This window comes from Variovorax xiamenensis, assembly GCF_050916385.1.
GTDB lineage: Bacteria > Pseudomonadota > Gammaproteobacteria > Burkholderiales > Burkholderiaceae_C > Variovorax.
Genome location: NZ_CP139038.1, coordinates 1,776,341 through 1,797,954, shown reverse-complemented (window position 1 = coordinate 1,797,954; position 21,614 = coordinate 1,776,341). Strand labels below are relative to the sequence as shown.

The 21,614-nt window shown below is 67.9% G+C and carries 21 protein-coding genes; 6 read left to right on the top strand and 15 right to left on the bottom strand.

The window, feature by feature from the left end; genetic code table 11:
• Positions 1 to 166: 166 nt before the first annotated feature.
• A complete protein-coding gene (locus SFB74_RS07765; RefSeq protein WP_432730197.1) occupies positions 167 to 568 on the bottom strand; it encodes a response regulator in 402 nt (133 codons plus the stop codon).
• Positions 569 to 673: 105 nt separating this feature from the next.
• Positions 674 to 1,660 carry a quinone oxidoreductase family protein gene (locus SFB74_RS07760; protein ID WP_432730196.1) on the bottom strand — a complete coding sequence of 329 codons (987 nt, stop codon included), beginning with the start codon at positions 1,658 to 1,660 and terminating at the stop codon, positions 674 to 676.
• Positions 1,661 to 1,762: 102 nt separating this feature from the next.
• Between SFB74_RS07760 and SFB74_RS07755 the strand changes: the two genes are divergently transcribed.
• A complete protein-coding gene (locus SFB74_RS07755) occupies positions 1,763 to 2,671 on the top strand; it encodes a DMT family transporter (RefSeq protein WP_432730195.1) in 909 nt (302 codons plus the stop codon).
• Positions 2,672 to 2,677: 6 nt separating this feature from the next.
• Here the strand turns inward: SFB74_RS07755 and SFB74_RS07750 are convergent, their stop codons facing one another.
• From SFB74_RS07750 to SFB74_RS07730, 5 genes are read right to left on the bottom strand one after another with little or no spacing between them, the layout of a single operon-like run.
• Complete coding sequence (locus SFB74_RS07750; RefSeq protein ID WP_432730194.1) at positions 2,678 to 4,429, bottom strand: DUF5672 family protein; 1,752 nt, start codon at positions 4,427 to 4,429, stop codon at positions 2,678 to 2,680.
• 32 nt (positions 4,430 to 4,461) lie between these two features.
• Positions 4,462 to 5,253: an SDR family oxidoreductase gene (locus tag SFB74_RS07745; RefSeq protein ID WP_126470232.1), complete on the bottom strand. Its 792-nt coding sequence runs from the start codon at positions 5,251 to 5,253 to the stop codon at positions 4,462 to 4,464.
• Between the two features lie 33 nt (positions 5,254 to 5,286).
• Complete coding sequence (locus SFB74_RS07740) at positions 5,287 to 6,255, bottom strand: DMT family transporter (RefSeq protein WP_240652120.1); 969 nt, start codon at positions 6,253 to 6,255, stop codon at positions 5,287 to 5,289.
• A 45-nt stretch (positions 6,256 to 6,300) separates the two neighbouring features.
• Entirely contained in the window at positions 6,301 to 7,914 is a 1,614-nt protein-coding gene (locus tag SFB74_RS07735) for a gamma-glutamyltransferase family protein (protein WP_432730192.1), read from the bottom strand.
• A 16-nt stretch (positions 7,915 to 7,930) separates the two neighbouring features.
• Positions 7,931 to 8,902, bottom strand: a complete 972-nt coding sequence (locus SFB74_RS07730) for a Bug family tripartite tricarboxylate transporter substrate binding protein (RefSeq protein WP_432730191.1) — start codon at positions 8,900 to 8,902, stop codon at positions 7,931 to 7,933.
• Between the two features lie 97 nt (positions 8,903 to 8,999).
• Here SFB74_RS07730 and SFB74_RS07725 point away from each other — a divergent pair, with 97 nt between their 5' ends.
• Entirely contained in the window at positions 9,000 to 9,926 is a 927-nt protein-coding gene (locus SFB74_RS07725) for a LysR family transcriptional regulator (RefSeq protein ID WP_432730190.1), read from the top strand.
• 62 nt (positions 9,927 to 9,988) lie between these two features.
• Here SFB74_RS07725 and SFB74_RS07720 read toward each other — a convergent pair whose 3' ends face one another.
• The 7 genes from SFB74_RS07720 to SFB74_RS07690 all read right to left on the bottom strand — a co-directional run bounded on the left by SFB74_RS07720 (position 9,989) and on the right by SFB74_RS07690 (position 16,805).
• Positions 9,989 to 11,500: a tripartite tricarboxylate transporter permease gene (locus SFB74_RS07720; protein ID WP_432730189.1), complete on the bottom strand. Its 1,512-nt coding sequence runs from the start codon at positions 11,498 to 11,500 to the stop codon at positions 9,989 to 9,991.
• 19 nt (positions 11,501 to 11,519) lie between these two features.
• A complete protein-coding gene (locus tag SFB74_RS07715; protein ID WP_432730188.1) occupies positions 11,520 to 12,008 on the bottom strand; it encodes a tripartite tricarboxylate transporter TctB family protein in 489 nt (162 codons plus the stop codon).
• Positions 12,009 to 12,148: 140 nt separating this feature from the next.
• A complete protein-coding gene (locus SFB74_RS07710; protein ID WP_432730187.1) occupies positions 12,149 to 13,945 on the bottom strand; it encodes a GspE/PulE family protein in 1,797 nt (598 codons plus the stop codon).
• On the bottom strand, positions 13,942 to 14,730 hold the full coding sequence (locus tag SFB74_RS07705) for a spermidine synthase (protein WP_432730186.1): 789 nt from the start codon (positions 14,728 to 14,730) through the stop codon (positions 13,942 to 13,944). The genes SFB74_RS07710 and SFB74_RS07705 overlap by 4 nt, the downstream gene beginning before the upstream one ends.
• An 8-nt stretch (positions 14,731 to 14,738) precedes the next feature.
• Complete coding sequence (locus SFB74_RS07700) at positions 14,739 to 15,272, bottom strand: DNA-deoxyinosine glycosylase (protein ID WP_432730185.1); 534 nt, start codon at positions 15,270 to 15,272, stop codon at positions 14,739 to 14,741.
• A 120-nt stretch (positions 15,273 to 15,392) separates the two neighbouring features.
• Complete coding sequence (locus tag SFB74_RS07695; protein ID WP_432730184.1) at positions 15,393 to 15,812, bottom strand: hypothetical protein; 420 nt, start codon at positions 15,810 to 15,812, stop codon at positions 15,393 to 15,395.
• Between the two features lie 132 nt (positions 15,813 to 15,944).
• Positions 15,945 to 16,805, bottom strand: a complete 861-nt coding sequence (locus SFB74_RS07690) for a TatD family hydrolase (RefSeq protein ID WP_432730183.1) — start codon at positions 16,803 to 16,805, stop codon at positions 15,945 to 15,947.
• A gap of 97 nt (positions 16,806 to 16,902) precedes the next feature.
• Between SFB74_RS07690 and SFB74_RS07685 the strand changes: the two genes are divergently transcribed.
• Genes SFB74_RS07685 through SFB74_RS07670 form a run of 4 tightly spaced genes read left to right on the top strand, consistent with a single transcriptional unit; the run spans position 16,903 to position 20,957 of the window.
• Positions 16,903 to 17,913, top strand: a complete 1,011-nt coding sequence (locus SFB74_RS07685; protein ID WP_432730182.1) for a S1C family serine protease — start codon at positions 16,903 to 16,905, stop codon at positions 17,911 to 17,913.
• A gap of 26 nt (positions 17,914 to 17,939) precedes the next feature.
• Positions 17,940 to 18,953 (top strand): AAA family ATPase, encoded by a 1,014-nt coding sequence (locus tag SFB74_RS07680; RefSeq protein WP_432730181.1) that lies wholly within the window; start codon positions 17,940 to 17,942, stop codon positions 18,951 to 18,953.
• On the top strand, positions 18,934 to 19,923 hold the full coding sequence (locus tag SFB74_RS07675; protein WP_432730180.1) for a DUF58 domain-containing protein: 990 nt from the start codon (positions 18,934 to 18,936) through the stop codon (positions 19,921 to 19,923). The genes SFB74_RS07680 and SFB74_RS07675 overlap by 20 nt, the downstream gene beginning before the upstream one ends.
• Entirely contained in the window at positions 19,920 to 20,957 is a 1,038-nt protein-coding gene (locus SFB74_RS07670) for a VWA domain-containing protein (RefSeq protein WP_432730179.1), read from the top strand. The genes SFB74_RS07675 and SFB74_RS07670 overlap by 4 nt, the downstream gene beginning before the upstream one ends.
• Here the strand turns inward: SFB74_RS07670 and SFB74_RS07665 are convergent.
• Positions 20,941 to 21,582: a TetR/AcrR family transcriptional regulator gene (locus SFB74_RS07665; RefSeq protein ID WP_432730177.1), complete on the bottom strand. Its 642-nt coding sequence runs from the start codon at positions 21,580 to 21,582 to the stop codon at positions 20,941 to 20,943. The two genes, SFB74_RS07670 and SFB74_RS07665, sit on opposite strands and share 17 nt — an antisense overlap.
• Positions 21,583 to 21,614: the final 32 nt, after the last annotated feature.

Genomic DNA, 21,614 nt, shown 5'->3' with positions numbered 1-21,614 from the left:
TTGCAGGCGCGCAGGCCGACTCAGCAGGGGAATATGTGATTTCCGCGCATGAATCTGGTCGCCACTTTGCGGAGCCCGGCGCGTGCTCCTCGCGCCTTCAAGGGGGTGATTTTCGGCCAATTCCGGCATCGCTGCCGGCGGCCGGGAAATGCCCCACCACAGCGCTTCAGTGTGCCGCGGTCGAACTGAACTGCGCCTGACGGTGGCGCAGGCAGTAGTCGATCAGGTCGTCGATCTCGGTGGCCTTGTCGAACACGGCGTCGGCGCCCAGGTGAACGCACTTGCGCCGCATGTCGGGCGTGGCGTAGTTGCTGAGCACCACGATCTTCTGCCACGGGCTGCGGTTGCGGCAGGCCTCCAGCACGCGGAAGCCGGTGCCATCCTTCAGGAACAGGTCGACGATGGCCAGGTCCCACTGCGACAGGTTGCCCGAGAGCCAGCGCGAACCTTCGGCCTCCGTTTCCGCCTCGCCGACAGGCTCGACCCTCGCCACCTCCCGCAGGGTGCCCGCGAGGTTGCGGCGGATGGTGGGGTTGTCTTCGACGATGAAGGTGCGAACGGTGGTCATTGGGGGTGTCTGCCTCTGGTTGTGTCCACAGGCTACAAAGTGCGCGTGGCACAAGTCGAAGGCATGACACCCCTGCGCCGGTAGGACAAGACCGGCCCGGCCCGTTCAGAGCGTGAGGATCGTGCAGCCCGTGGTCTTGCGCGCTTCCAGGTCGCGATGCGCCTGCTGCACGTCGGCCAGCGGATAGCGCTGCTCGATGGGGATCTTCACCGCGCCGCTTCGCACCACCGCGAACAGGTCGTCGGCCATCGCCTGCGTGCTTTCGCGCGTGGCCATGTGGGTGAAGAGCGTGGGCCGGGTGACGTAGAGCGAGCCCTTCGAGGCCAGCAGCCCGAGGTTGAGCGGCGGCACCGGGCCCGAGCCGTTGCCGAAGATGGCCAGCAGGCCGAACGGGCGCAGGCAGTCGATGGAGCCCTCGAAGGTGTCCTTGCCCACCGAGTCGTACACCACCTTCACGCCCTTGCCGCCGGTGATCTCCTTCACGCGGGCCGCGAAATTCTCGGTGCTGTAGTTGATGGCGTGCGCCGCGCCGTGCTCCAGCGCGAGCTTGCACTTGGCGTCGCTGCCGGCCGTGCCGATCAGCTGCAGGCCCAGCGCCTTGGCCCACTGGCAGGCGATCAGGCCGACGCCGCCGGCGGCCGCGTGGAACAGGATGAAGTCGCCGGCCTGCAGGCCTTCGGCCGGCAGCGTCTTCTTCAGCAGGTACTGCGTGGTCAGGCCCTTGAGCATCATGGCCGCGCCGGTCTCGAAGGAGATGTCGTCGGGCAGCTTGCACACGTTCTTGGCCGGCATCACGCGCAGCTCGCTGTAGGCGCCGGGCGGCTGGCTCGCATAGGCCGCGCGGTCGCCGGCCTTCAGGTGGGTGACACCCTCGCCCACCGCCTCGACCACGCCCGAGGCCTCCATGCCGAGCTGCAGCGGCATCTGGAACGGATAGAGCCCGCTGCGCTGGTAGGTGTCGATGAAGTTCAGGCCCACGGCCTTGTGGCGGATGCGGATTTCGCCCGGGCCGGGCTCTCCGACCTCCACCTCGACGATCTTCAGTTCTTCGGGACCGCCATGGCGGTCGATACGGACGGCTTTGCTCTTCATCGGTGCGGTCTCCACGCTCTGGAAAGGAAGGGGAAGGCATCCTGCCATGTTTGAGCTTCCGGCGACGGCGCCGGCAATCATTGCCCGGTAGAGTCGGCGGCCATGCAGACACAGCCGCAGCGCCTCGCTCCCCTCACCGTCTTCCTGCTCATCGTTCCTCCGCTGCTCTGGGCCGGCAACGCCGTGGTCGGCCGGCTGGTGCGCGAGCTGGTCTCGCCGCTCACGCTGAACTTCGTGCGCTGGGTCATCGCCTTCGCGCTCCTGCTGCCGCTGGCCGCCCCGGTGCTGCGGCGCGGCAGCCCGCTGTGGGCGCACTGGAAGCGCTACGCGGTGCTCGGGCTGCTGGGCATCGGCCTGTACAACGCCTTCCAGTACCTGGCGCTTCAGACCTCCACGCCCATCAACGTGACGCTGGTCGGCTCCAGCCTGCCGCTTTGGATGCTCGCGGTGGGCGCCCTCTTCTTTGGCGCGCGCGTCAGCGGCCGCGAGATCGGCGGCGCGCTGCTGTCGATGGTGGGCGTGCTGCTGGTGCTCAGCCGCGGCGAATGGCAGCAATTGCTCGGCCTGCGGCTGGTGCCGGGCGACCTGTACATGATCGCGGGCACCATCGCCTGGGCCTTCTACAGCTGGCTGCTGGCGCGCACGCACGAGCCCCGCGCGGTGCGGCAGGACTGGGCCTCGTTCCTGATGGCGCAGCTGGTGTTCGGCATCGCATGGTCGGGCGCGCTGGCTGCGGGCGAATGGACGCTGACGCCTGCCCGCATCGACCTCGGCTGGCCGCTCATCGCGGCGATGCTGTTCATCGGCATCGGCCCGGCCGTGGCGGCCTACCGCTGCTGGGGCACCGGCGTGCAGCGCGCGGGGCCGCAGGCGGCGAGCATCTTCATGAACCTCACGCCGCTCTTCGCGGCGGTGCTGTCGGCGGCCTTCCTGCGGGAGCCGCCGCACTGGTACCACGGCGCGGCGTTCCTGCTGATCGTGGGCGGGATCGTGGTGGCGTCGAGGCGCTGACGTCTCTCAGGCGAAGAGCCTGGCCAGCTCGGGCCTCTCGCGCATCCAGCGCGGCGCCTCGGCCTTGTCCACCAGCCGCCAGACGTAGCCCGGGCGGCTGTACAGGTCGCGCCCCGAAGCCAGCAGCGCGGGGATGTCGATGGCGTCGAGGAAGGCCTGCGAGTTGTATTCCTGGTGCGCGAAGCCACGGATCTTGGCGCGCACCGCGCCCTCGTCCATCGCGAGGTACGAGAAGTGCCAGCCGGCATCGGCCAGGATCAGCGCGGGCTGCGCGCCGCTGCGCACGCGCATGCGCAGCTGGTCGGGCGTGAGGTCGTCGAGCCGGGCCCGCGTGGCGGCCACCGTCCACACCGAGGACGCCTCGGGCCCCTCGACATTGCGGTAGTTCGCGTAGAAGTAATAGAAGGCCAGGCAGAGGCCGCAGACCTCGTGGCGATGGTCGTCGCGCATCGCGCGGACCACCTCTGCGCGCGGGATCTCGTCGGCGTCTGAGATCATCACGAGGTCGTGCGGCGCCGCATCGTGCAGCCCGCGCATGACCTGGTTGCGCTGGAATTTCTCTCGTATCCAGAAGCCGGACTTCGGCGTGTCGGAGTGCCAGTCGCCCACCACCGCTGCGGCATCGGCCGCCTCCTCGACCACCGGCATGTCGTGCACGGCGACGTAGCGGATGCGCGGCAGGAACGGCGCGATACGCGGGTCGGCGGCATCGAAACGGAGCGCCTTCGGCTCGCCGCTGAAGGTGCGGTCGGCCTCGACGACGACGAAGCAATCGACCACGTCGGACAGCTCGTGCAGGCGCGTCGCGAGAATGTCGGCCTCGCCGTTGTAGGTGATGCAGTCGTAGACCTTGCGCGTCGGCAAGGCACTCCTTGCTTCCGGCTCCGGCGCGAACTCGATCCGGTAGCCGTTGCGCTCGAACATCTGCAGGATGTCGCGCTCGCCATACCAGGCATCGAGCTGCGACAGCGGAATCAGCGAGCGCAGCGTGAGCGGCGACAGGCTCTCCAGCCGCCGCACCTTCGCGTGATGGCCGAACAGCAGCATCGCGTCGTAGCCATGATGCAGCTGCGGCCCCGCATGCTCGATGGCGAAGCTGCGCGCCAGCTCCAGCGGCGCGAAGCGCATGCCGACGGCCTCCAGCGCGGGGCGCAGCACGCCGCTGAGCTGCACGTCTTCGAGCAGCGCGTTGTGGTCCCAGTGCATCCGCAGAGGATCGCCGCCCACTGCATCGGGCGGCGGAATCTCCACGCGAATGTGCGGATGGTCGACCAGCGCGCGCATGAAGCGCCTGCTGCGCAGGCTGAAGCCGCCGTTCTGGATCGGCGTGACGACGTGGCCGGGCTTGCCCAGTTCGTCGGCCCAATCGAAGCTGTTGCGCCAGTACGTGCCCTGCGGGGCGTCGATCTTCGCGAGATGGATGGGTGCGCCGATGTAGTCGCAGCCCAGGAATTCGTCGCTCCAGTTGGCCGCGTTGACGACCCAGCCGTCTTCCTGGACGACCAGCGCGAACTCGGTCTGCACCACGCGCCAGAGCGCGAACATCATGAACCAGCTGTACTCGTGGTAGTTCAGCGGTGCGATCGGCAGATGTTCGAGGCCGGGTGCCAGTTCGCCGGGCGCCTGCGGGCTGCACAGCAGGGCTCGCGCGCCGGGCATCTGCGCCTGGCTGTGCTGCAGGGCCAGCGCCGCGCCGCGCGCATCGGGCAGCCCCGTGACCGAGACCAGCGTTATCTTTTCGAATGACTCCCTGCTCACGATGCGCCTCCCGTCGCTCTCGTGAACCGCGCTCAGTAGGTGCCCGGGTAGGCGCCGCCGTCGGCCAGGATGTTCTGGCCGGTCATGTAGCCGGCCTGCATGCTGCACAGGAAGGCGCAGATGGCGCCGAACTCGGCCGGCGTGCCGAAGCGCTTGGCCGGAATGTTTTTCTTGCGGGCTTCCCACACGGTGTCGAAGTCCTGGCCCGACTTCTGCGCGGCACCGGCCATCGTGCCCTTGAGGCGGTCGGTGTCGAAGGAGCCCGGCAGCAGGTTGTTGATGGTCACGCCCTGCGCCGCGACTGCCGTGCGTGCAACGCCGGCCACGAAGCCGGTGAGGCCGCTGCGCGCGCCGTTCGACAGGCCCAGGATGTCGATGGGCGACTTCACCGAGCTCGAGGTGATGTTCACGATGCGGCCGTAGCCGCGCTTGGCCATGCCGTCCACCGTGGCCTTGATGAGCTCGATGGGGGTGAGCATGTTGGCGTCGACCGCCTTGATCCACGCCTCGCGGTCCCAGTTGCGGAAGTCGCCGGGCGGCGGGCCGCCTGCGTTGGTGACGACGATGTCGAAGTCATGGCCCAGCGCGAACACCGCGGCGCGGCCGGCCTCGGTGGTGATGTCGGCGGCCACGTGCTTCACGAACGGACCCGATGCACCGGCCGCCTCCGTCAGCTTCTTCGCGGCGGCTTCCAGCGCCTCTGCGCCGCGCGCCACGATCACCACGTTGACGCCCTCGCGCACCAGCGCCTCGGCGCAGCCGTAGCCCAGCCCCTTGCTCGCGCCGCACACCAGCGCGGTCTTGCCTGCAATACCCAGATCCATGTTCCTGCTCCAGTCAAACAATCGGCAAGGGGCTCAGCGCCCCTTGCGCGTGAAAACGAAAATGCCCGCGATCACGAGCACGGTGCCCGCCGCGATCCACGGCGTGAACGGCTCGCCAAGTATGACCACCCCCATGAGGATGGTCGACAGCGGCCCGATCATGCCGGTCTGCGCCGCCATGGCAGGGCCGATGCGCTCGATGGCCATCATCACCATGAGCACGGGCACCGCCGTGCACAGCGTGGCGTTGAGCACCGACAGCCAGATCACCTCGGGCGCGACATCCATGGCCACGCTCATCGGCCGCGTCAGCACGAACTGCAATATGCACAGCACGCAGGCCACGGTGGTGGCCAGCCCCACGAGCCGCAGCGACCCCAGCCGCTTGACGAACTCGCCGCTGTAGACGAGGTAGCCCGCGTAGCTCACCGCGCTCAGGAACACCAGGAACGCGCCCCACGCCGCAGCCCCGCCGCCCTTGCCGCCGCCACCGGTCCACAGCTCGTGGCCGAACACCAGCAGCACGCCGGCGTAGCTCACGATCATGCCCAGCACCTGCGGTCGCGTCGGGTGACGCCGGTAGAGCAGCCAGCCGAAGAACAGCACCAGAGTCGGGTTGAGATAGAGGATCAGCCGCTCGAAGCTGGCCGAGATGTAGGCCAGCCCAGCGAAGTCGAGGAAGCTCGCGAGGTAGTAGCCCGAGAAGCCCAGGCCGATCACGCCGATCCAGTCGCGCCCGGTGAGCGCGGGCTTGCCGCGCCCCGCCCACCACGCCATGAGCGCGAAGAGCGGCAGCGCGAACAGCATGCGCAGCATGATGAGCGTCACCGCGTCCACGCCGTAGCGGTACGCCAGCTTGACGATGATGGCCTTGCCGCTGAACGCGATGGCGCCCAGCGTGGCGAGGACGAGGCCGGTGGCGATGCCTTTCCTGGCGGCATCGCGGGAGGGTTGCGGGGCAGGCTGGAGGGAATCGCCGGCCGTCGCGGCTGTCTTGTTCATCCCCCGATCATCGCGGCAACCGCAAACCCTTGCCCGGGCGCCTGCTCAGTACCCCGCTGCCGCGCCGTCGCGGCGCGGATCGCTGGCGGCCACGTAGCCTTCCACCGAGGGCTCGCCCGCGCGCCAGATGAACTGGCCGGCGCCGAAGTCCTGGTACGAGTCGTTGATCACTTCCAGGTGATGGCCCAGCTCGCGCAGGCCCTGCACCGTGGCCGGGTTCATCGCGGCCTCGACGTTGATTTCGAGCCCCGCGTTGAAGCGCCAGCGCGGCGCGTCGCAGGCGGCCTGCGGGTTCTGCCTGTAGTCGAGCATGCGCACCAGCGTCTGCATGTGGCCCTGCGGCTGCATGTTGCCGCCCATCACGCCGAAGCTCATCACCGGCTGGCCGTCCTTGGTGAGGAAGGCCGGGATGATGGTGTGGAACGGCCGCTTGCCCGGCGCCACCACGTTCGGGCTCTCGGCCTTCAGGCTGAAGCCGTGGCCGCGGTTCTGCAGGCTGATGCCGTACTCGGGCTCCACGCAGCCGGAGCCGAAGCCCATGTAGTTGCTCTGGATGAAGCTGACCATCATGCCGCTCTCGTCGGCGGCCGTGAGGTAGATGGTGCCGCCCTTCACCGGGTTGCCGGCCTTGAAGTCCTGCGCCTTCTTCACGTCGATGAGGCGGGCGCGCGAGGCGAGGTAGGCGTCGTCGAGCATCTGCTCGGTCGTCACTTCCATCGTCTTGCGTTCCGACACGTAGCGGTACACGTCGGCGAAGGCCAGCTTCATGGCTTCGATCTGCAGGTGCTGCGATTGCACCGAATCGACCGGCAGCGAAGCGATGTCGAACTTCTCGAGGATGCCCAGCGCGATCAGCGCCGCGATGCCCTGGCCGTTCGGCGGAATCTCGTGCAGCGTATGGCCGCGGTAGTCGCGCGATATGGGCTTGACCCACTCGGGCTGGTAGGCCGCGAGGTCGGCCACGGTGAGTGCGCCGCCCTGTTCGGCGGAGAACTTCGCCAGCGCCTCGGCGATCTCGCCGTTGTAGTAGGCCTCGCCCTTGGTGCGGGCAATGGCCTTGAGCGCGCGCGCCGCGGCCGTGAAGCGGAACATGTCGCCCACCTCGGGCGCGCGGCCCCACGGCAGGAAGGTCTGGGCGAAGCCCGGCTGCGACTTCAGCAGCGGCGTGGCCGCGGCCCACTTGCCCTGCACCACCGGCGGCACGAGGTAGCCGCGCTCGGCGATGTCGATGGCCGGCGCAAGCAGGTCGGCGAACGGCAGCTTGCCGAAGCGCTCGCTCAGCGCCACCCAGCCGCGCACCGCGCCCGGCACCGTGACCGAATCGATGCCGCGCATCGGCGGATTGGCCGCGTCGGCACCGTACTTGGCCTTGAAGTATTCGGGCGTCCAGGCCTTGGGCGCGGGGCCCGAGGCATTGAGGCCGTGCAGTTCCTTGCCGTCCCACAGGATGCAGAAGGCATCGCTGCCCAGGCCGTTGCTCACCGGCTCGACCAGCGTCATCACCGCTGCCGTGGCGATGGCCGCATCGACCGCGTTGCCGCCCTGCTGCAGGATGCGCAGCCCGGCCTGCGAGGCCAGCGGGTGCGAGGTCGAGACCACGTTGCGCGCGAAGATCGGGATGCGCGTGGAGAGATAGGGGTTGCTGAAGTCGAAGTTCATTTCGGCGTGCTCTTCCTTATTCGTTGGTGATCTTGCGGTCGACGACGATCTTCTTCCACTTGGCGGCGTCGGTCGCGACCATCTTCGCGAACTGGTCCGGCGTGCCGGGCGTGGCAGGCTCGATGCCCAGCCGCGCGAGCTTTTCCTTCACCTCGGGATCGGCCAGCGCCTCGTTGGCAGCCTTGTTGATCTTCGCGACGATGTCCGCCGGCAGGTTCTTCGGACCGTAGAAGCCGAACCAGGTGTTCGACTCGTAGCCCGGCAGCGTGTCGGCGATGGCCGGCAGCTCGGGCGCCAGCGGGCTGCGCTTGAGCGAGGTGACGCCCAGCGCACGCAGGCGGCCGTCGCGCACGTGCGGCATGCCGGTGGGCAGCGAGTCGAACAGCACGTCGACCTTGCCGCTGATCAGGTCGGGAATGGCCAGCGCCGTGCCCTTGTAGGGAATGTGCGTGACGAACACGCCGGCCTGCGCCTTGAAGAGCTCCGCCGTGAGCTGCACGATGGTGCCGTTGCCGCTCGATGCGTAGTTGAGCTTGCCGGGGTTCTTCTTCGCGTAGTCGATCCACTCGCGCACCGTCTTCGCGGGCGAATTGACCGGCACCAGCATGATGCTGGCGGCATCGCCCACGTGCGCGATGGGCGTGAAGTCACGCACCGTGTCGTAGGGCAGCTTGCTGATCGCCGGACCGATGGAGTGCGTGCTCGTGGTGGCCAGCAGGATGGTGTAGCCGTCGGGCGCGGCCTTGGCGGCCTGGTCGGAGCCGATGGCGCCGCCGGCGCCGGGCTTGTTGTCGACCACCAGCGTGGTGCCCAGCTTGTCGCCCATCTTCTGGCCCAGCGTGCGGGCGAAGAGATCGGTGGCGCCTGCCGCCGGGAACGGCACGATCAGCCGGATCGGCTTGTTCGGGTAGCCCTGCGCCAGGCTGGCGGACGAGGCGACCATGCCGAATGCGACGGCGAGCGCCTGGAGGAACTGGAGGCGTTTCATTTGCGGGAATTCTGTGCCTGTGGACGGGACAAGCATGCTATGCACCGCTGGCGCATCAAGCCAGATAATTCGGCTTATTCAACTATCAACGCCGTTTATGACCAGAGCCCCCGCCGAAGAAATCTCGCTGCAGCAGCTGCGGGCGCTGGCGGCGGTGGCCGAAACGGGCAGCTTCACGCTGGCGGCCGAGGCATTGCAGCTCACCCAGCCCGCCATCAGCCACCTGATCAAGCGACTCGAGGAAGAGCTGGCGCAGCCGCTGGTGGTGCGCGGGCGCCGCATCCGCACGACCAACGCGGGCCAGATGATGGTCGACACCGCCGTGCGCGCGCTGCGGCTGATCGACGATTCGGTCGGCGCCTGCCGCTCGCAGTCGCAGCTGCGCGAGGGCCGCATCGTGCTGGCGGTGGGCCACCTGACCGCGGGCGCCCTGCTGCCGCCGCTGCTGGGCCGCTTCTCGCAGAAGCACCCCACGCTCGCGGCGACGCTGCTCGACAGCACCGCCGAGCAGATGATCTCGCGCGTGCTCTCGCAGGAGGCGGACCTGGGCTTCGGCTCCGACATCGGCCAGAAGCATTCCGAACTGGCGACCGAGCCGCTCTTCACCGAGCGCATGGCCCTCTTCGTGCGCGACGACCATCCGCTGGCGCAGCACGATTCGGTCGAGGCCAGGCACCTCGAAGGCCTGCCCTTCATCCACGTCAACCCCGACGCCAACGTGTGGCGTGCCGTGAGCCGCCAGCTGGCGAGCGTGGCCAACGTGTATCCGCAGGTGGTGCACCACGTGTCGATGCTGTCGACGGCCTTCGGCCTCATCCAGGCCGGCGCAGGCGTGGCGCTGGCGCCGCGCTATGTCGAAGTGCTGATGCCGGCCAACCTGCGCGCCGTGGGCGTGACGCGGCCCGTGCTGGAGTACCCGGTGGTCGCCATCCGGCTGGCCAAGCATCCGCTGAGCCCGGCGGCGATGGCCTTCCTGGCGATGGCCCGGCAGCACATGAAGCCGCCGCGGGCCGGCAAGAGCTAGAAAAGGAAAACGGCGCCCGAAGGCGCCGTTTTCAAGGAAGGAGGCAGAACCGGGACCGGTGGTCAGTCCTCGACGAAAGCCTCTTCGCGCTTCGACTTCACAGCCGGCAGCAGCACGATGATCAGCAGCAGGGCTGCAGCGGCCAGCAGGCTCGCCGAGATCGGACGCGTGACGAACACGCTCCAGTCGCCGCGCGACAGCAGCAGCGAACGGCGCAGGTTCTCTTCCATCATCGGGCCCAGGATGAAGCCCAGCAGCAGCGGCGCAGGCTCGCAACCCAGCTTGAAGAAGGTGTAGCCCACCAGACCGAAGATGCCCACCATCCAGATGTCGAAGGTGTTGTTGTTGGTCGAGTACACGCCGATCGCGCAGAACAGAACGATCGCCGGGAACAGGTACTTGTAGGGCACCGACAGCAGCTTGATCCACATGCCGATCAGCGGCAGGTTCAGGATGATCAGCATCGCGTTGCCCAGCCACATCGAGGCGATCAGGCCCCAGAACAGCTCGGGGTTGCTGGTCATCACCTGCGGACCCGGCTGGATGTTGTGGATGGTCATCGCGCCCACCATCAGCGCCATCACGGCGTTGGGCGGAATGCCCAGCGTCAGCAGCGGGATGAAGGAGGTCTGCGCACCGGCGTTGTTGGCCGACTCGGGAGCCGCCACACCGCGGATGTTGCCCTTGCCGAAGGGCACTTCGCCCGGCTTCAGCTTGGTCTTCTTCTCGATCGTGTAGGCAGCGAAAGCAGCCAGCAGCGCGCCGCCGCCGGGCAGGATGCCCAGTGCGGAACCCAGCGCCGTGCCGCGAAGCACCGCGGGCGTCATGCGCTTGAAGTCTTCCTTGGTCGGGAACAGGCCCGAGACCTTGGCGGTGAACACTTCACGTTCGTCGTCGGGGCGCGAGAGATTCGCGATGATTTCGCCGTAGCCGAACACGCCCATGGCGATGGCCACGAAGCCGATGCCGTCGGTGAGCTCCGGAATGTCGAAGCTGTAGCGCGCCACGCCCGAGTTCACGTCGGTACCGACCAGACCCAGCAGCAGGCCCAGCACGATCATCGCGATGGCCTTGAGCAGCGAGCCCGAAGCCAGCACCACGGCGCCGATCAGGCCCAGGATCATCAGCGAGAAGTATTCGGCGGGGCCGAACTTGAAGGCCAGCTCGGTCAGCGGCGGAGCGAAGGCGGCCAGGATCAGCGTGCCCACGCAACCGGCGAAGAACGAGCCCAGGCCGGCAGCGGCGAGCGCCGGGCCTGCGCGGCCCTTGCGCGCCATCTGGTAGCCGTCGATCACTGTCACCACCGATGAGGATTCACCGGGCAGGTTCACAAGAATCGCGGTGGTGGAGCCGCCGTACTGGGCGCCGTAATAGATGCCGGCCAGCATGATCAGCGCCGACACGGGCGGCAGCGCGTACGTGGCCGGCAGCAGCATCGCGATGGTCGCGACCGGGCCGATGCCCGGCAGCACGCCGATCAGCGTGCCCAGAATGCAGCCGATCAGGCAGTACAGCAGATTGGTGAAGGTAAAGGCGACGCCAAAACCGACGGAAAGGTTGTGGATCAGGTCCATGGTGGAATCGGCTTTCGTCTCAACCGGTGATGAAGGTCGGCCAGACCTGGATCTGGAGCTTGAGCGCCCAGATGAACGCGACGTAGCTGCCGACGGCCAGCACGGAGGCCAGGATCAGCACGCTGGGCAGCTTGAACTCGTGGCCCGCGAGGCTGGAGATGATCACCAGCGCGTAGATGGCGATGATCATGCCCATGGCCGGAATGCCCATGCTCGGCAGGCCGCCGAGCAGGATGCCGAACGCGAGGTTGGCGCCAAGGATGAACACCACCTGTTTCCAGGCCCACTTGCCGATCTTCTCGCCGTCGGTGGTCTCGACGGTGAGCCCGCTGAACATGATCCCGAGGCCGATGAGGGCCATCAGGATGCCGAGCATCAACGGGAAGTAACCCGGTCCCATCCGGGCGCCGGTGCCCACGGTGTAGGTGGTGGCGCCCCATGCGAACGCCACACCCACCACCGTGAACATCAGACCCGAGAAAAAGTCTTTCTGACTCTTGATCTTCACGAACAGTCTCCTCGAACAAATTTCGATGCGGGATTGTCGAGTCAGCTTCCGGTCAGGCCGATGTGGATTCCACTAACCAAAGTCTTAGGGATAACCCGGGAGTATTCATCGCTCCCGGGCTGGCTGGAGCGCAGCGCCGGTCACTCCAGCGGAGGCGTGGCGCTCAGCACTTCTTCGATGGTCGTCACGCCCTCGGCCACGCGCAGCGCGCCGGCCAGCCGCAGCGGCCGCATGCCGTCGATCACGGCCTGGCGGCGCAGCCCTGCGAGGTTGGGCTCCTTCGTGACCTGGCTCTTGAACGGCTCGCTGACGCTCAGCAGTTCATAGAGCCCCATGCGGCCCATGTAGCCGGTCATGCGGCAGTCGACGCAGCCCACCGGCTTGTACGCGCGCACCGAGCCCGTGATCTGCCACGGCTTGACGATGGCCTCGAGCTTCTCGCGGGTGACGGTGTCGTCGGGCTGCTTGCAGTTGGGGCACAGCGTGCGCACGAGGCGCTGCGCGAGCACGCCCAGCATCACGGCGTTGATGAGGTACGAGGGCACGCCCAGTTCCATCAGCCGCGTGATGGCGCTCGGCGCATCGTTGGTGTGCAGCGTGCTGAACACCAGGTGGCCGGTGAGTGCGGCCTGCACCGCCATCTCGGCGGTGGCGAGGTCGCGGATTTCGCCGACCATGATGATGTCCGGGTCCTGCCGCATCAGCGCGCGCAGGCCTTCGGTGAAGCCGAAGTCGAGTTGCGGCTGCACCTGCGTCTGGTTGAAGGAGGTCTCGATCATTTCGATCGGGTCCTCCACCGTGCTCACGTTCACTTCTTCGGTCGCCACGCGCTTGAGCGTGGAGTACAGCGTGGTGGTCTTGCCCGAGCCCGTGGGCCCGGTCACCAGGATGATGCCGTTGGGACGAGTGACGAGTTGCTCCCAGCGCTGCGCGTCGTGCTGCGCGAAGCCCAGCGCGTCGAGGTCCTTCACAGCGGTGTCGGGGTCGAAGATGCGCATCACCATCTTCTCGCCGAAGGCGGTGGGCAGCGTCGACAGCCGCATTTCGACTTCGTCGCCGCGCATGTTGCGGGTCTTGATGCGGCCGTCCAGCGGACGGCGCTTCTCGACCACGTCCATGCGGCCCAGCAGCTTGATGCGCGCGACCATCGCGTTCATCACGCCCATGGGCATCTGGTAGGCCGGATGCAGGATGCCGTCGATGCGGAAGCGGATCACGCCCTGCTCGCGGCGCGGCTCCAGGTGGATGTCGCTCGCGCGCTGGTCGAAGGCGTACTGCCAAAGCCAGTCGACCACCTGCACCACGCTCTGGTCGTTGGCGTCGAGCTGCTTGTTGCTCTTGCCCAGCTCGACCAGCTGCTCGAAGCTCGCGCTGGCGGTGTTGCCGCCGGCCTTCTGCGCGGCGCGCACCGACTTCGCGAGCGCGAAGAACTCGGCCGTGTAGCGCTGGATGTCCGCCGGGTTGGCGACCACGCGCCGCACCGAGCGGCGCGCCTGCCGCTCCACTTCGGCGATCCAGTCGGTGAGGAACGGTTCGGCCGTGGCCACCACCACCTCGTTGGGCAGCACCTGCACCGGCAGCACCTTGTGGCGCTCGGCGTAGGCCGCGCTCATGGTGTCGGCCACCTTGCCCACATCGACCTTCAGCGGATCGATGCGCAGATAGGAGAGCCCCGCGCGGCCCGCGAGCCATTGCGTGAGGGTTTCGAGATCGAGCGGCTTGTTGTCGCTCTCGCGCGTCATGGCGACGTTGGCCAGACGCACCAGCGGGGCCTGGCGGCTCTCGGCCTGCGCGCAGCGGGCGATGGTGCGCTTGGCCTCGACCGGGGAAATCACGCCGTCGGCGGCGAGCCATTCGATCAGGCGCCGCAGGTCGAGCGGGCCTTCGTGGCGCGTGGCCAGCGGGGCGGGGGCGGAAGCAGCGGGTACAGCGCTCATGAGCCGTTGGTCATTCGGGTGAGTGTCGGATTCTGTGGCTTGAAGACCCGCAGCCACTTCGGCGCGGGCAAGCCCCAGCGAGTCTGGATCGTTTGGGCGCGCTCGGCAAGCGCCTCGCGCTTCGGGCGGCTCGGCGTGCGCTGCGCAAGCACCACCGTGTTGCCTTCGCGCGTCGGCTTGAAGGCCCAGACGGCATCGGCGCCGAACGCGGACGAAATCTTCTCGAGGCTGCGCTCGTAGCTCGACGAGCGGCCGAAGAGATTGACCGCCATGCAGCCGTCTTCGGTGAGCAGCGCGTGGCAGTCGGCATAGAAGTCTTCGCTGTCGAGCACGGGCGCGGCGGCCTCGTGGTCGTACAGGTCGACCTGCAGCGCATCGACCGTGCCGTGCCATTCGGGCTTGCGGATCTCGGCGGCGGCATCGGCGATCACCACGCGCAGCTTCGGATCGTCCGGCGGCAGCTTGAACCAGCCGCGGCAGGCAGACACCACCTGCGGATTGAGCTCGATCGCGGTGGTGCGCATGCGCAGGATCTTGCGGCTGAACTTGGTGAGCGTGGCCGCGCCCAGGCCGAGTTGCATCGCGTGACGGCTGGCGACGGTCTTGCCGTCGACGAACAGCAGCCAGGCCATCATGCGCTGCACGTACTCGAGCTCGATCTCGAAGGGCGCATCGAGCTTCATGGAGCCCTGGACCCACTCGGTGCCCAGGTGCAGGTAGCGGATGTCGCCCCAGTCGGAGAAATTGACTTCGGGAAGGGAAATAGGAGTTTTGCTCGATGCCATCGATGCCGTCAGACGACTAGTTTGTGGGCGGCCAGCACTTCGCGCCAGGCCGCGAGCTTGCGCTCGAAGCTCCACGACGCGTTGGCGGGGCTGGTGGAAGGCAGCTGGTAGACCGGCACGCCCAGCGTGCGAGTGTGGCGCGCGTGCTTGAAGCTCTCGCCTCCGTTGTGCGCGATGGCCGCGAGCTTCGGCAGGTGCAGGCCGGCGATGTCGTTCGCCACCGGCGCGCGGATGGCCGAGTCGAGGCTGCCCTCACGCTCGCAGGACGCATACACGTCCCACACGCCCAGGCCGCGGTCGAGCAGCCAGCGGCAGCGCGGCCCGTAGCTGTCGGCGCCCGAGGGAAGGGGAATGTCGGGCCACACGGCTTGCAGGATCTTCCAGAACTGGTTTTGGGGGTGTGCATAGTACTGCTGCCGCTCGAGCGACTTCACCCCGGGGAAGCTGCCGAGGACGAGCACGACGGTCTTCGGCGAGACGATGGGCGGCAGGCCGGTGAGCACGGAGCCGGCGGCTGCATCGGATGCGAGGGAAAGCTTCATGGCCGGCATCGTGCCACCGTCGCGCCCACGCTTTCGCCACCCATGAAAAAACCCGCCGAAGCGGGTTTTTCCGTTTTCTCGGGATGCCGGACCGGCCGGCTGCCGATTGGCTGCTTGCTCTTACTTCTTGGCGGCTTCGTTCTCGGCGGTGCCGGGGATCTTCTCGCCGATGGCCTTGCCGGTGCTGCGCATGCCGTCGGCCGTCTTGTGGCCGGCGTTCTCTACGGCGTCGCCGGTCTTCGCGGCTGCGTTCTTGGTGGCGTTGGTCGCCTTCTTGGTGGTGCGCTTGGTCGCGTTCCAGGCCTTCTTGGTGCCACGCTCGGTCGCGTTCGCGGCCTTCTTGGTGGTGCTCTTGGTAGCGTCCCAGGCCTTCTCCGCTCCACGCTCGGTGGCGTTCACGGCGTCCTTGCCGGCTTCCTTCACCTTCTCGGTGGTGGATGGCTCGGTGGTGGCCGCTGTCTGCGCGACGGCCGACATGCCGATGGATGCCAGCGCCAAGGCGACAACGACGGGAACGGTACGAACAAAGGACTTGGTCATGGAAAGACTCCTTTTTTGAGTGAAGTATGGGAGTGACGGATGTGCCACTGCACAACCAACGCCACTTCGAACTTCAAGGATGACAGCAAAAAAGGCCCGATGGCACGCCCGGACGCAACTCGGGAAATCGGCCTACGCGAGGGGCTTCCGTCCATCCGACGCGGACAGCAGACTTTGGAGCTTCGGAAGCGCCGCAACCGCATTGCGAGTGGTCGCTTCGGCCAGCACATCGATGCCGATGCCCCGCAGCTGCGCCACCACTCCGGCGATGCGCGGCAGCTCGGCCGGCTCGTTGCGCCCCTGCGGCTCGCCCGCATCGCGCTGGGCCTGCGTGCGGTAGATCCAGTGCGGCTGGATGTCGGGCGCGTCGGTCTCCATCACGATCGACTCCATCGGCAGCGTGGAGGCCAGGCGCCGAAGCTGCAGGGCGCGCTCGAAGGTCACGGCCCCGCCGAAGCCGAGCTTGAGCCCGAGCTCGATGCATGCGCCGGCCTGCTGCTCGCTGCCGTTGAAGGCATGGGCGATGCCATGCCATGGCCGGCCGCCCGCCGTCTGCCGCAGATGCTTGAGCACCTTGTCCACCGAACGCCGCACGTGGATGAGCACGGGTAACCCGTGCTTGCGTGCCAGTTGCAACTGAGTGTGAAAAAAACGCTCCTGCTTTTCGCCGTCGAGCCCCTCGACGAAGTAGTCCAGGCCGATCTCGCCTACCGCCACCAGCCTCGGGTCGTCGCGCCGCGCGGCCAGCTCTGCGTCGAGGGCCTCGAGGTCCTCGTCCTTCGCCTCGCCGGTACACAGCGGATGGATTCCCAGCGCGTAGGCATCGCCCTGCGCATGGGCCAGCTCGCGCACGGTGGCGAAGTTGAAGGCGGCCACCGCCGGGATCACGCACATCGCCACCCCCCGCTCGGCGGCGCGGGCTCGCAGGACCGGCATCTCCGCACCGAATTCGGGCGCATCGAGATGACAGTGGGTATCGACGAAGGTAGCCATCGCGCGATGATGCCCGATGGGATGCGCCGGCGCGGAAAGCGTGCTACTGTGAACTCCTGTACACGCGATTTCCGATCTTTTAGCCGGAGGTACTCCGATGCGCAGGCCAGCTTTCTACAGCCGTTCGCCCCGCGCGCTGCCGTCGGCCGCGGACGAGGCGGCCGAGCGGGCGGATGCCACGGCATCTCCCGACGCCGCGGATGCGAACATCGCGCCGCCGGCAGTCCCCGCAAGAAAAACGGGCTGGCAGCCCGGCCGCCGCAGCTTCGCGCTGCTCATCCTGCTGTCGGCCGCGATGGTCACGGGCGCCGCGCTCTGGATGCCCCGCCCTGGCACCAAGGCCCTCACGCAGAAGGACATCGACGCGGCCGTGCTTCGCACGCTGCAGACCAACACCCTCCCCTCGCCCGCGGCCAAGGCCGCCGACATCATCCGGCCCTCGGTCGTGCGCGTGGTGAGCTACGGCGAGGAGAAGAACACGCCCGAGGCCAAGACCCAGAAGCGCGGCCGCAACATGGCCAAGGGCAAGCCGCCCGAGGCGCCCAACGACGGCGCTGCCCCGGGCGAGTTCGAGCGCGGCGTGGGCACGGGCGTGGTGATCGTCGACAAGGGCGTGATCCTCACCAACCTGCACGTGGTCGCCGGCGCCGACAAGATCAAGGTCACCTTCTACGACGGCCTGGAAGCTCCGGCCACCATCACAGGCGTGCAGCCCGAGAACGACCTCGCGGTGCTGCAGGCGCAGAAGATTCCCGATGACCTGATTCCCGCCACCATGCGCTCCACCGCCGACCTGCGCCCCGGCGACCAGGTGGCAGCCGTGGGCTTTCCGTTCGGCATCGGGCCTTCGGTTTCGGCCGGCGTGGTGTCGGGCCTGAAGCGCTCCTTCCGCTCGCCCGAGGGCAAGCAGGAACTGGGCAATCTCATTCAGTTCGACGCGGCCGCCAATCCCGGCAATTCGGGCGGACCGCTGATCAACATGGACGGCGAGGTGCTGGGCATCGTCACCGCCATCCTCAACCCGACGCAGCAGCGCACCTTCATCGGCATCGGCTTCGCGGTGCCCATCGAGAACGCCGCGTCCGCCGCGGGCTCGCCACCGTTCTGATCGATCCTTCTTCGAAAGTCCTTCGCATGAGCACAGAGACCGTCAACCCCACGCCAGCCGGTACCGCCGAACTGATGGAGCAGATCCTCTACGAGGTGAAGCGCGTGGTCGTGGGCCAGGACCGCTTCCTGGAGCGCGTGATGGTCGCCATGCTCGCGGGCGGGCACCTGCTGGTCGAAGGCGTGCCGGGGCTGGCGAAGACGCTCACCGTGAAGACGCTGGCCGACACCGTGCGCGGCCAGTTCAAGCGCATCCAGTTCACGCCCGACCTGGTGCCCGCCGACCTGGTGGGCACGCGCATCTACAACCAGAAGACGGGCGACTTCAGCACCTCGCTGGGCCCGGTGTTCGCCAACCTGCTGCTGGCCGACGAAATCAACCGCGCGCCGGCCAAGGTGCAGAGCGCACTGCTCGAGGTGATGCAGGAACGCCAGGTCACCATTGCCGGCGAGACGCACAAGGTGCCTCGCCCCTTCCTCGTGATGGCCACGCAGAACCCCATCGAGACCGAGGGCACCTATCCGCTGCCCGAGGCGCAGGTCGACCGCTTCATGATGAAGGTGCTGGTCGACTACCCGAGCGACGAGGAAGAGTTCGTCATCGTCCAGCGCGTGATCGGCCCGGCGGTCAACGCCACGCCAGTCGCCACCACCGAACAGCTCGCCGCGCTGCAGGCCGAGGCGCGGCGCGTGTACGTCGACCCTTCGCTGATCCAATACGCGGTGAAGCTGGTGTCGGCCACGCGCACGCCCGAGAAGCACGGGCTGAAGGACCTGCGCCGCTTCATCACCTTCGGCGCCAGCCCGCGCGCCAGCATCAGCCTGACCGAGGGCGCGCGCGCCCTCGCCTTGCTGCGCGGCCGCAGCTACGCGCTGCCCGAAGACATGACCGCGCTGGTGCCCGACGTGCTGCGCCATCGCGTGACGCTTTCCTACGAAGGCTTGTCCGAGGGCCTGACGCCGGACAGCCTGGTCGAGAAGATCATGCGTGCAGTCCCCGCTCCTCCGAAGCCTCTGGAACATGAAAAGCTGGTGGCGTAAGGCCCCCGCGGCCGCGAACGACGACCGGCTCGCCATCGAAGCCGGCGGGGCAGAGCGCGCGCTGCGCCGGCTCGAGTGGACCGTGATCCGCCGCCTCGACGGCCTGCTGCAGGGCGACTACCGCACGCTGATGCGCGGCGCCGGGCTCGACCTGGCCGACCTGCGCGAATACCAGCACCACGACGACGTGCGCCACATCGACTGGAACGTCACCGCGCGGCTGCAGACGCCGCACGTACGCGTGTTCACCGAAGACCGCGAGATGGCCGCATGGTTCGTGCTCGACCTGAGCCGTTCGGTCGACTTCGGCTCGGGCCTGAAGGCCAAGCGCGAGATCTCGGCGGGCTTCGTCGGCGTGCTGGCGCGACTGCTCACGCGGCACGGCAACCGGGTGGGCGCACTGGTCTACGGCAGTGATCTCGAGGCGGTGATTCCGCCTCGCAGCGGGCGGCGCCACGTGCTGCATCTGCTGCATGCGATGGAAAAGCGCGCCGGCAAGGCCGAAGCGGAGCCATCGCAGAAAGGCATGACGCGGCTGGCCGACCTGCTCAAGTCGGCCGCCACGCTGATGCCCCGGCGCTCCACGGTGTTCGTGGTGTCCGACTTCCTGAGCGAGCCCGGCTGGGAACGCCCGCTGGGCCAACTGGTGCAGCGCCATGAGGTGGTGGCGGTGCGCCTCTTCGATCCGCTCGAACTCGAGCTGCCCGACCTCGGCCTGGTGCCGCTGCGCGACGCCGAGACCGGCGAGCAGCTGTGGGTCGACACCCATGACGCAGGCTTTCGCAAGCGCTTCGCCCGGCTGGCGGCCGAGCGCGAAACCACATTGCGCGAGACGCTGGCGCGGGCCGGCGTCGATGCGCTCGAACTCTCGACCAATGACGACCTGGTGGAAGCCATCGTCCGTTTCGCCGATATGCGCAAGCGCCGCGCGCGCATCGGTCAGGCTGGCCTGAAGGCGGTGGCAGCATGAACTTTCTCTGGCCCCAATTCCTCTGGCTGCTGGCGGCGCTGCCGCTGCTGATCCTGCTTTATGTGTGGCTGCTGCGGCGCAAGAAGAAGCTGGCGGTGCGCTACGCCAGCCTGTCGATCGTGCGCGAGGCCATGGGCGCCGGGCAAAGTGTGCGACGGCACCTGCCGCCCCTGCTCTTCCTGCTGGCCATGGCCGCGATGCTGGTGGCGGCGGCGCGACCGATGGCGGTGGTGGTGCTGCCGTCGAACCAGCAGACCATCATCCTGGCGATGGATGTCTCGGGCAGCATGCGCGCGGCCGACGTGCAGCCCAACCGGCTGGTGGCGGCGCAGGAGGCGGCCAAGAGCTTCATCAAGGACCTGCCGCGCAGCGTGAAGGTGGGCATCGTCGCCTTCGCGGGCAGTGCGCAGGTGGCGCAGTTGCCCACCACCAATCATGAAGACCTGGTGACCGCGATCGACAGCTTCCAGCTGCAGCGCGCCACCGCCACCGGCAACGCCATCGTGGTGTCGCTGGCCACGCTCTTCCCCGACGCGGGCATCGACGTCGAGCAGTTCAGTTCGCCCAGCCGCCAACGCGGCGCGGCCATCGACCAGAACGAGAAGAAGCTCAAGGAATTCACGCCGGTAGCGCCGGGCTCGTTCACCTCGGCCGCGATCATCATGCTGACCGACGGCCAGCGCACCACCGGCGTCGACCCGCTGGACGCGGCCAAGGCTGCGGCCGACCGCGGCGTGCGCATCTACACGGTGGGCGTGGGCACGGTCGACGGCGAGACCATCGGCTTCGAGGGCTGGTCGATGCGTGTGCGGCTCGACGAAGACACGCTCAAGGCCATCGCCAACAAGACCAACGCCGAATACTTCTACGCAGGCACTGCCAACGACCTGAAGAAGGTCTACGAGACGCTGAGCTCCAAGCTCACTGTGGAGAAGAAGGAAACCGAGATCTCCGCGCTCTTCGCGCTGGGCGCCGCGGTGCTGACGCTGCTGTCGGCCGGGCTCTCGCTGCTCTGGTTCAACCGGATTCTCTAGCGCCCCGCTGGGCGGCCGCCGGCGCCTCGGGCGACCTCACCGCGCCGATCCCGCCCAGGAACAGGTCGGCCACGATCGGCGCGATGGCCGCGTGGTCGAGCCGGCCGTCGGGCTTCATCCAGGTGAACATCCAGTTGATCATGCCGAAGAGCAGCATGGTCAGCGGCTTGGCGAGGTCGTCGCTGGGTGCGCCGGGGCGCAGCGCCGACACCGCGCGCGCGAAGCCCGCGACCACCTCGCGTTCCTTGTCGAGCACGCGCTCGCGATCGGCCTCTTCGAGAAAGCGCACGTCGTCCGTCAGCACGCGGTGCGCGTCCTGCGCGCCGGCGTATTCCTCGACGATGCGGTAGATGAAGCGGCGCAGGCGCTCCTCGTCGGTGTGCGTCGAGGCCTCTTCCTCGGCCACCAGCGCGGCGAGCTTGGAGACGTGCGTCTCCGCGATGCTGATGAGCAGGCTGCTCTTGTCCTTGTAGTAGTGGTACAGCGTGGCCTTCGAGAGGCCGCAGGCCTCGGCCACCTGGTTCATCGAGGTGGCGGGATAGCCGCTGCGCGCGAACAGCTGGGCGGCCTGCGCGAGGATGAATTCACGCTGGTCCTCGTAGGTGGCGGATCTTCCACGCGGCATCGGTTGCTGTTCCTCGGTTGTTGTTCGGTTGA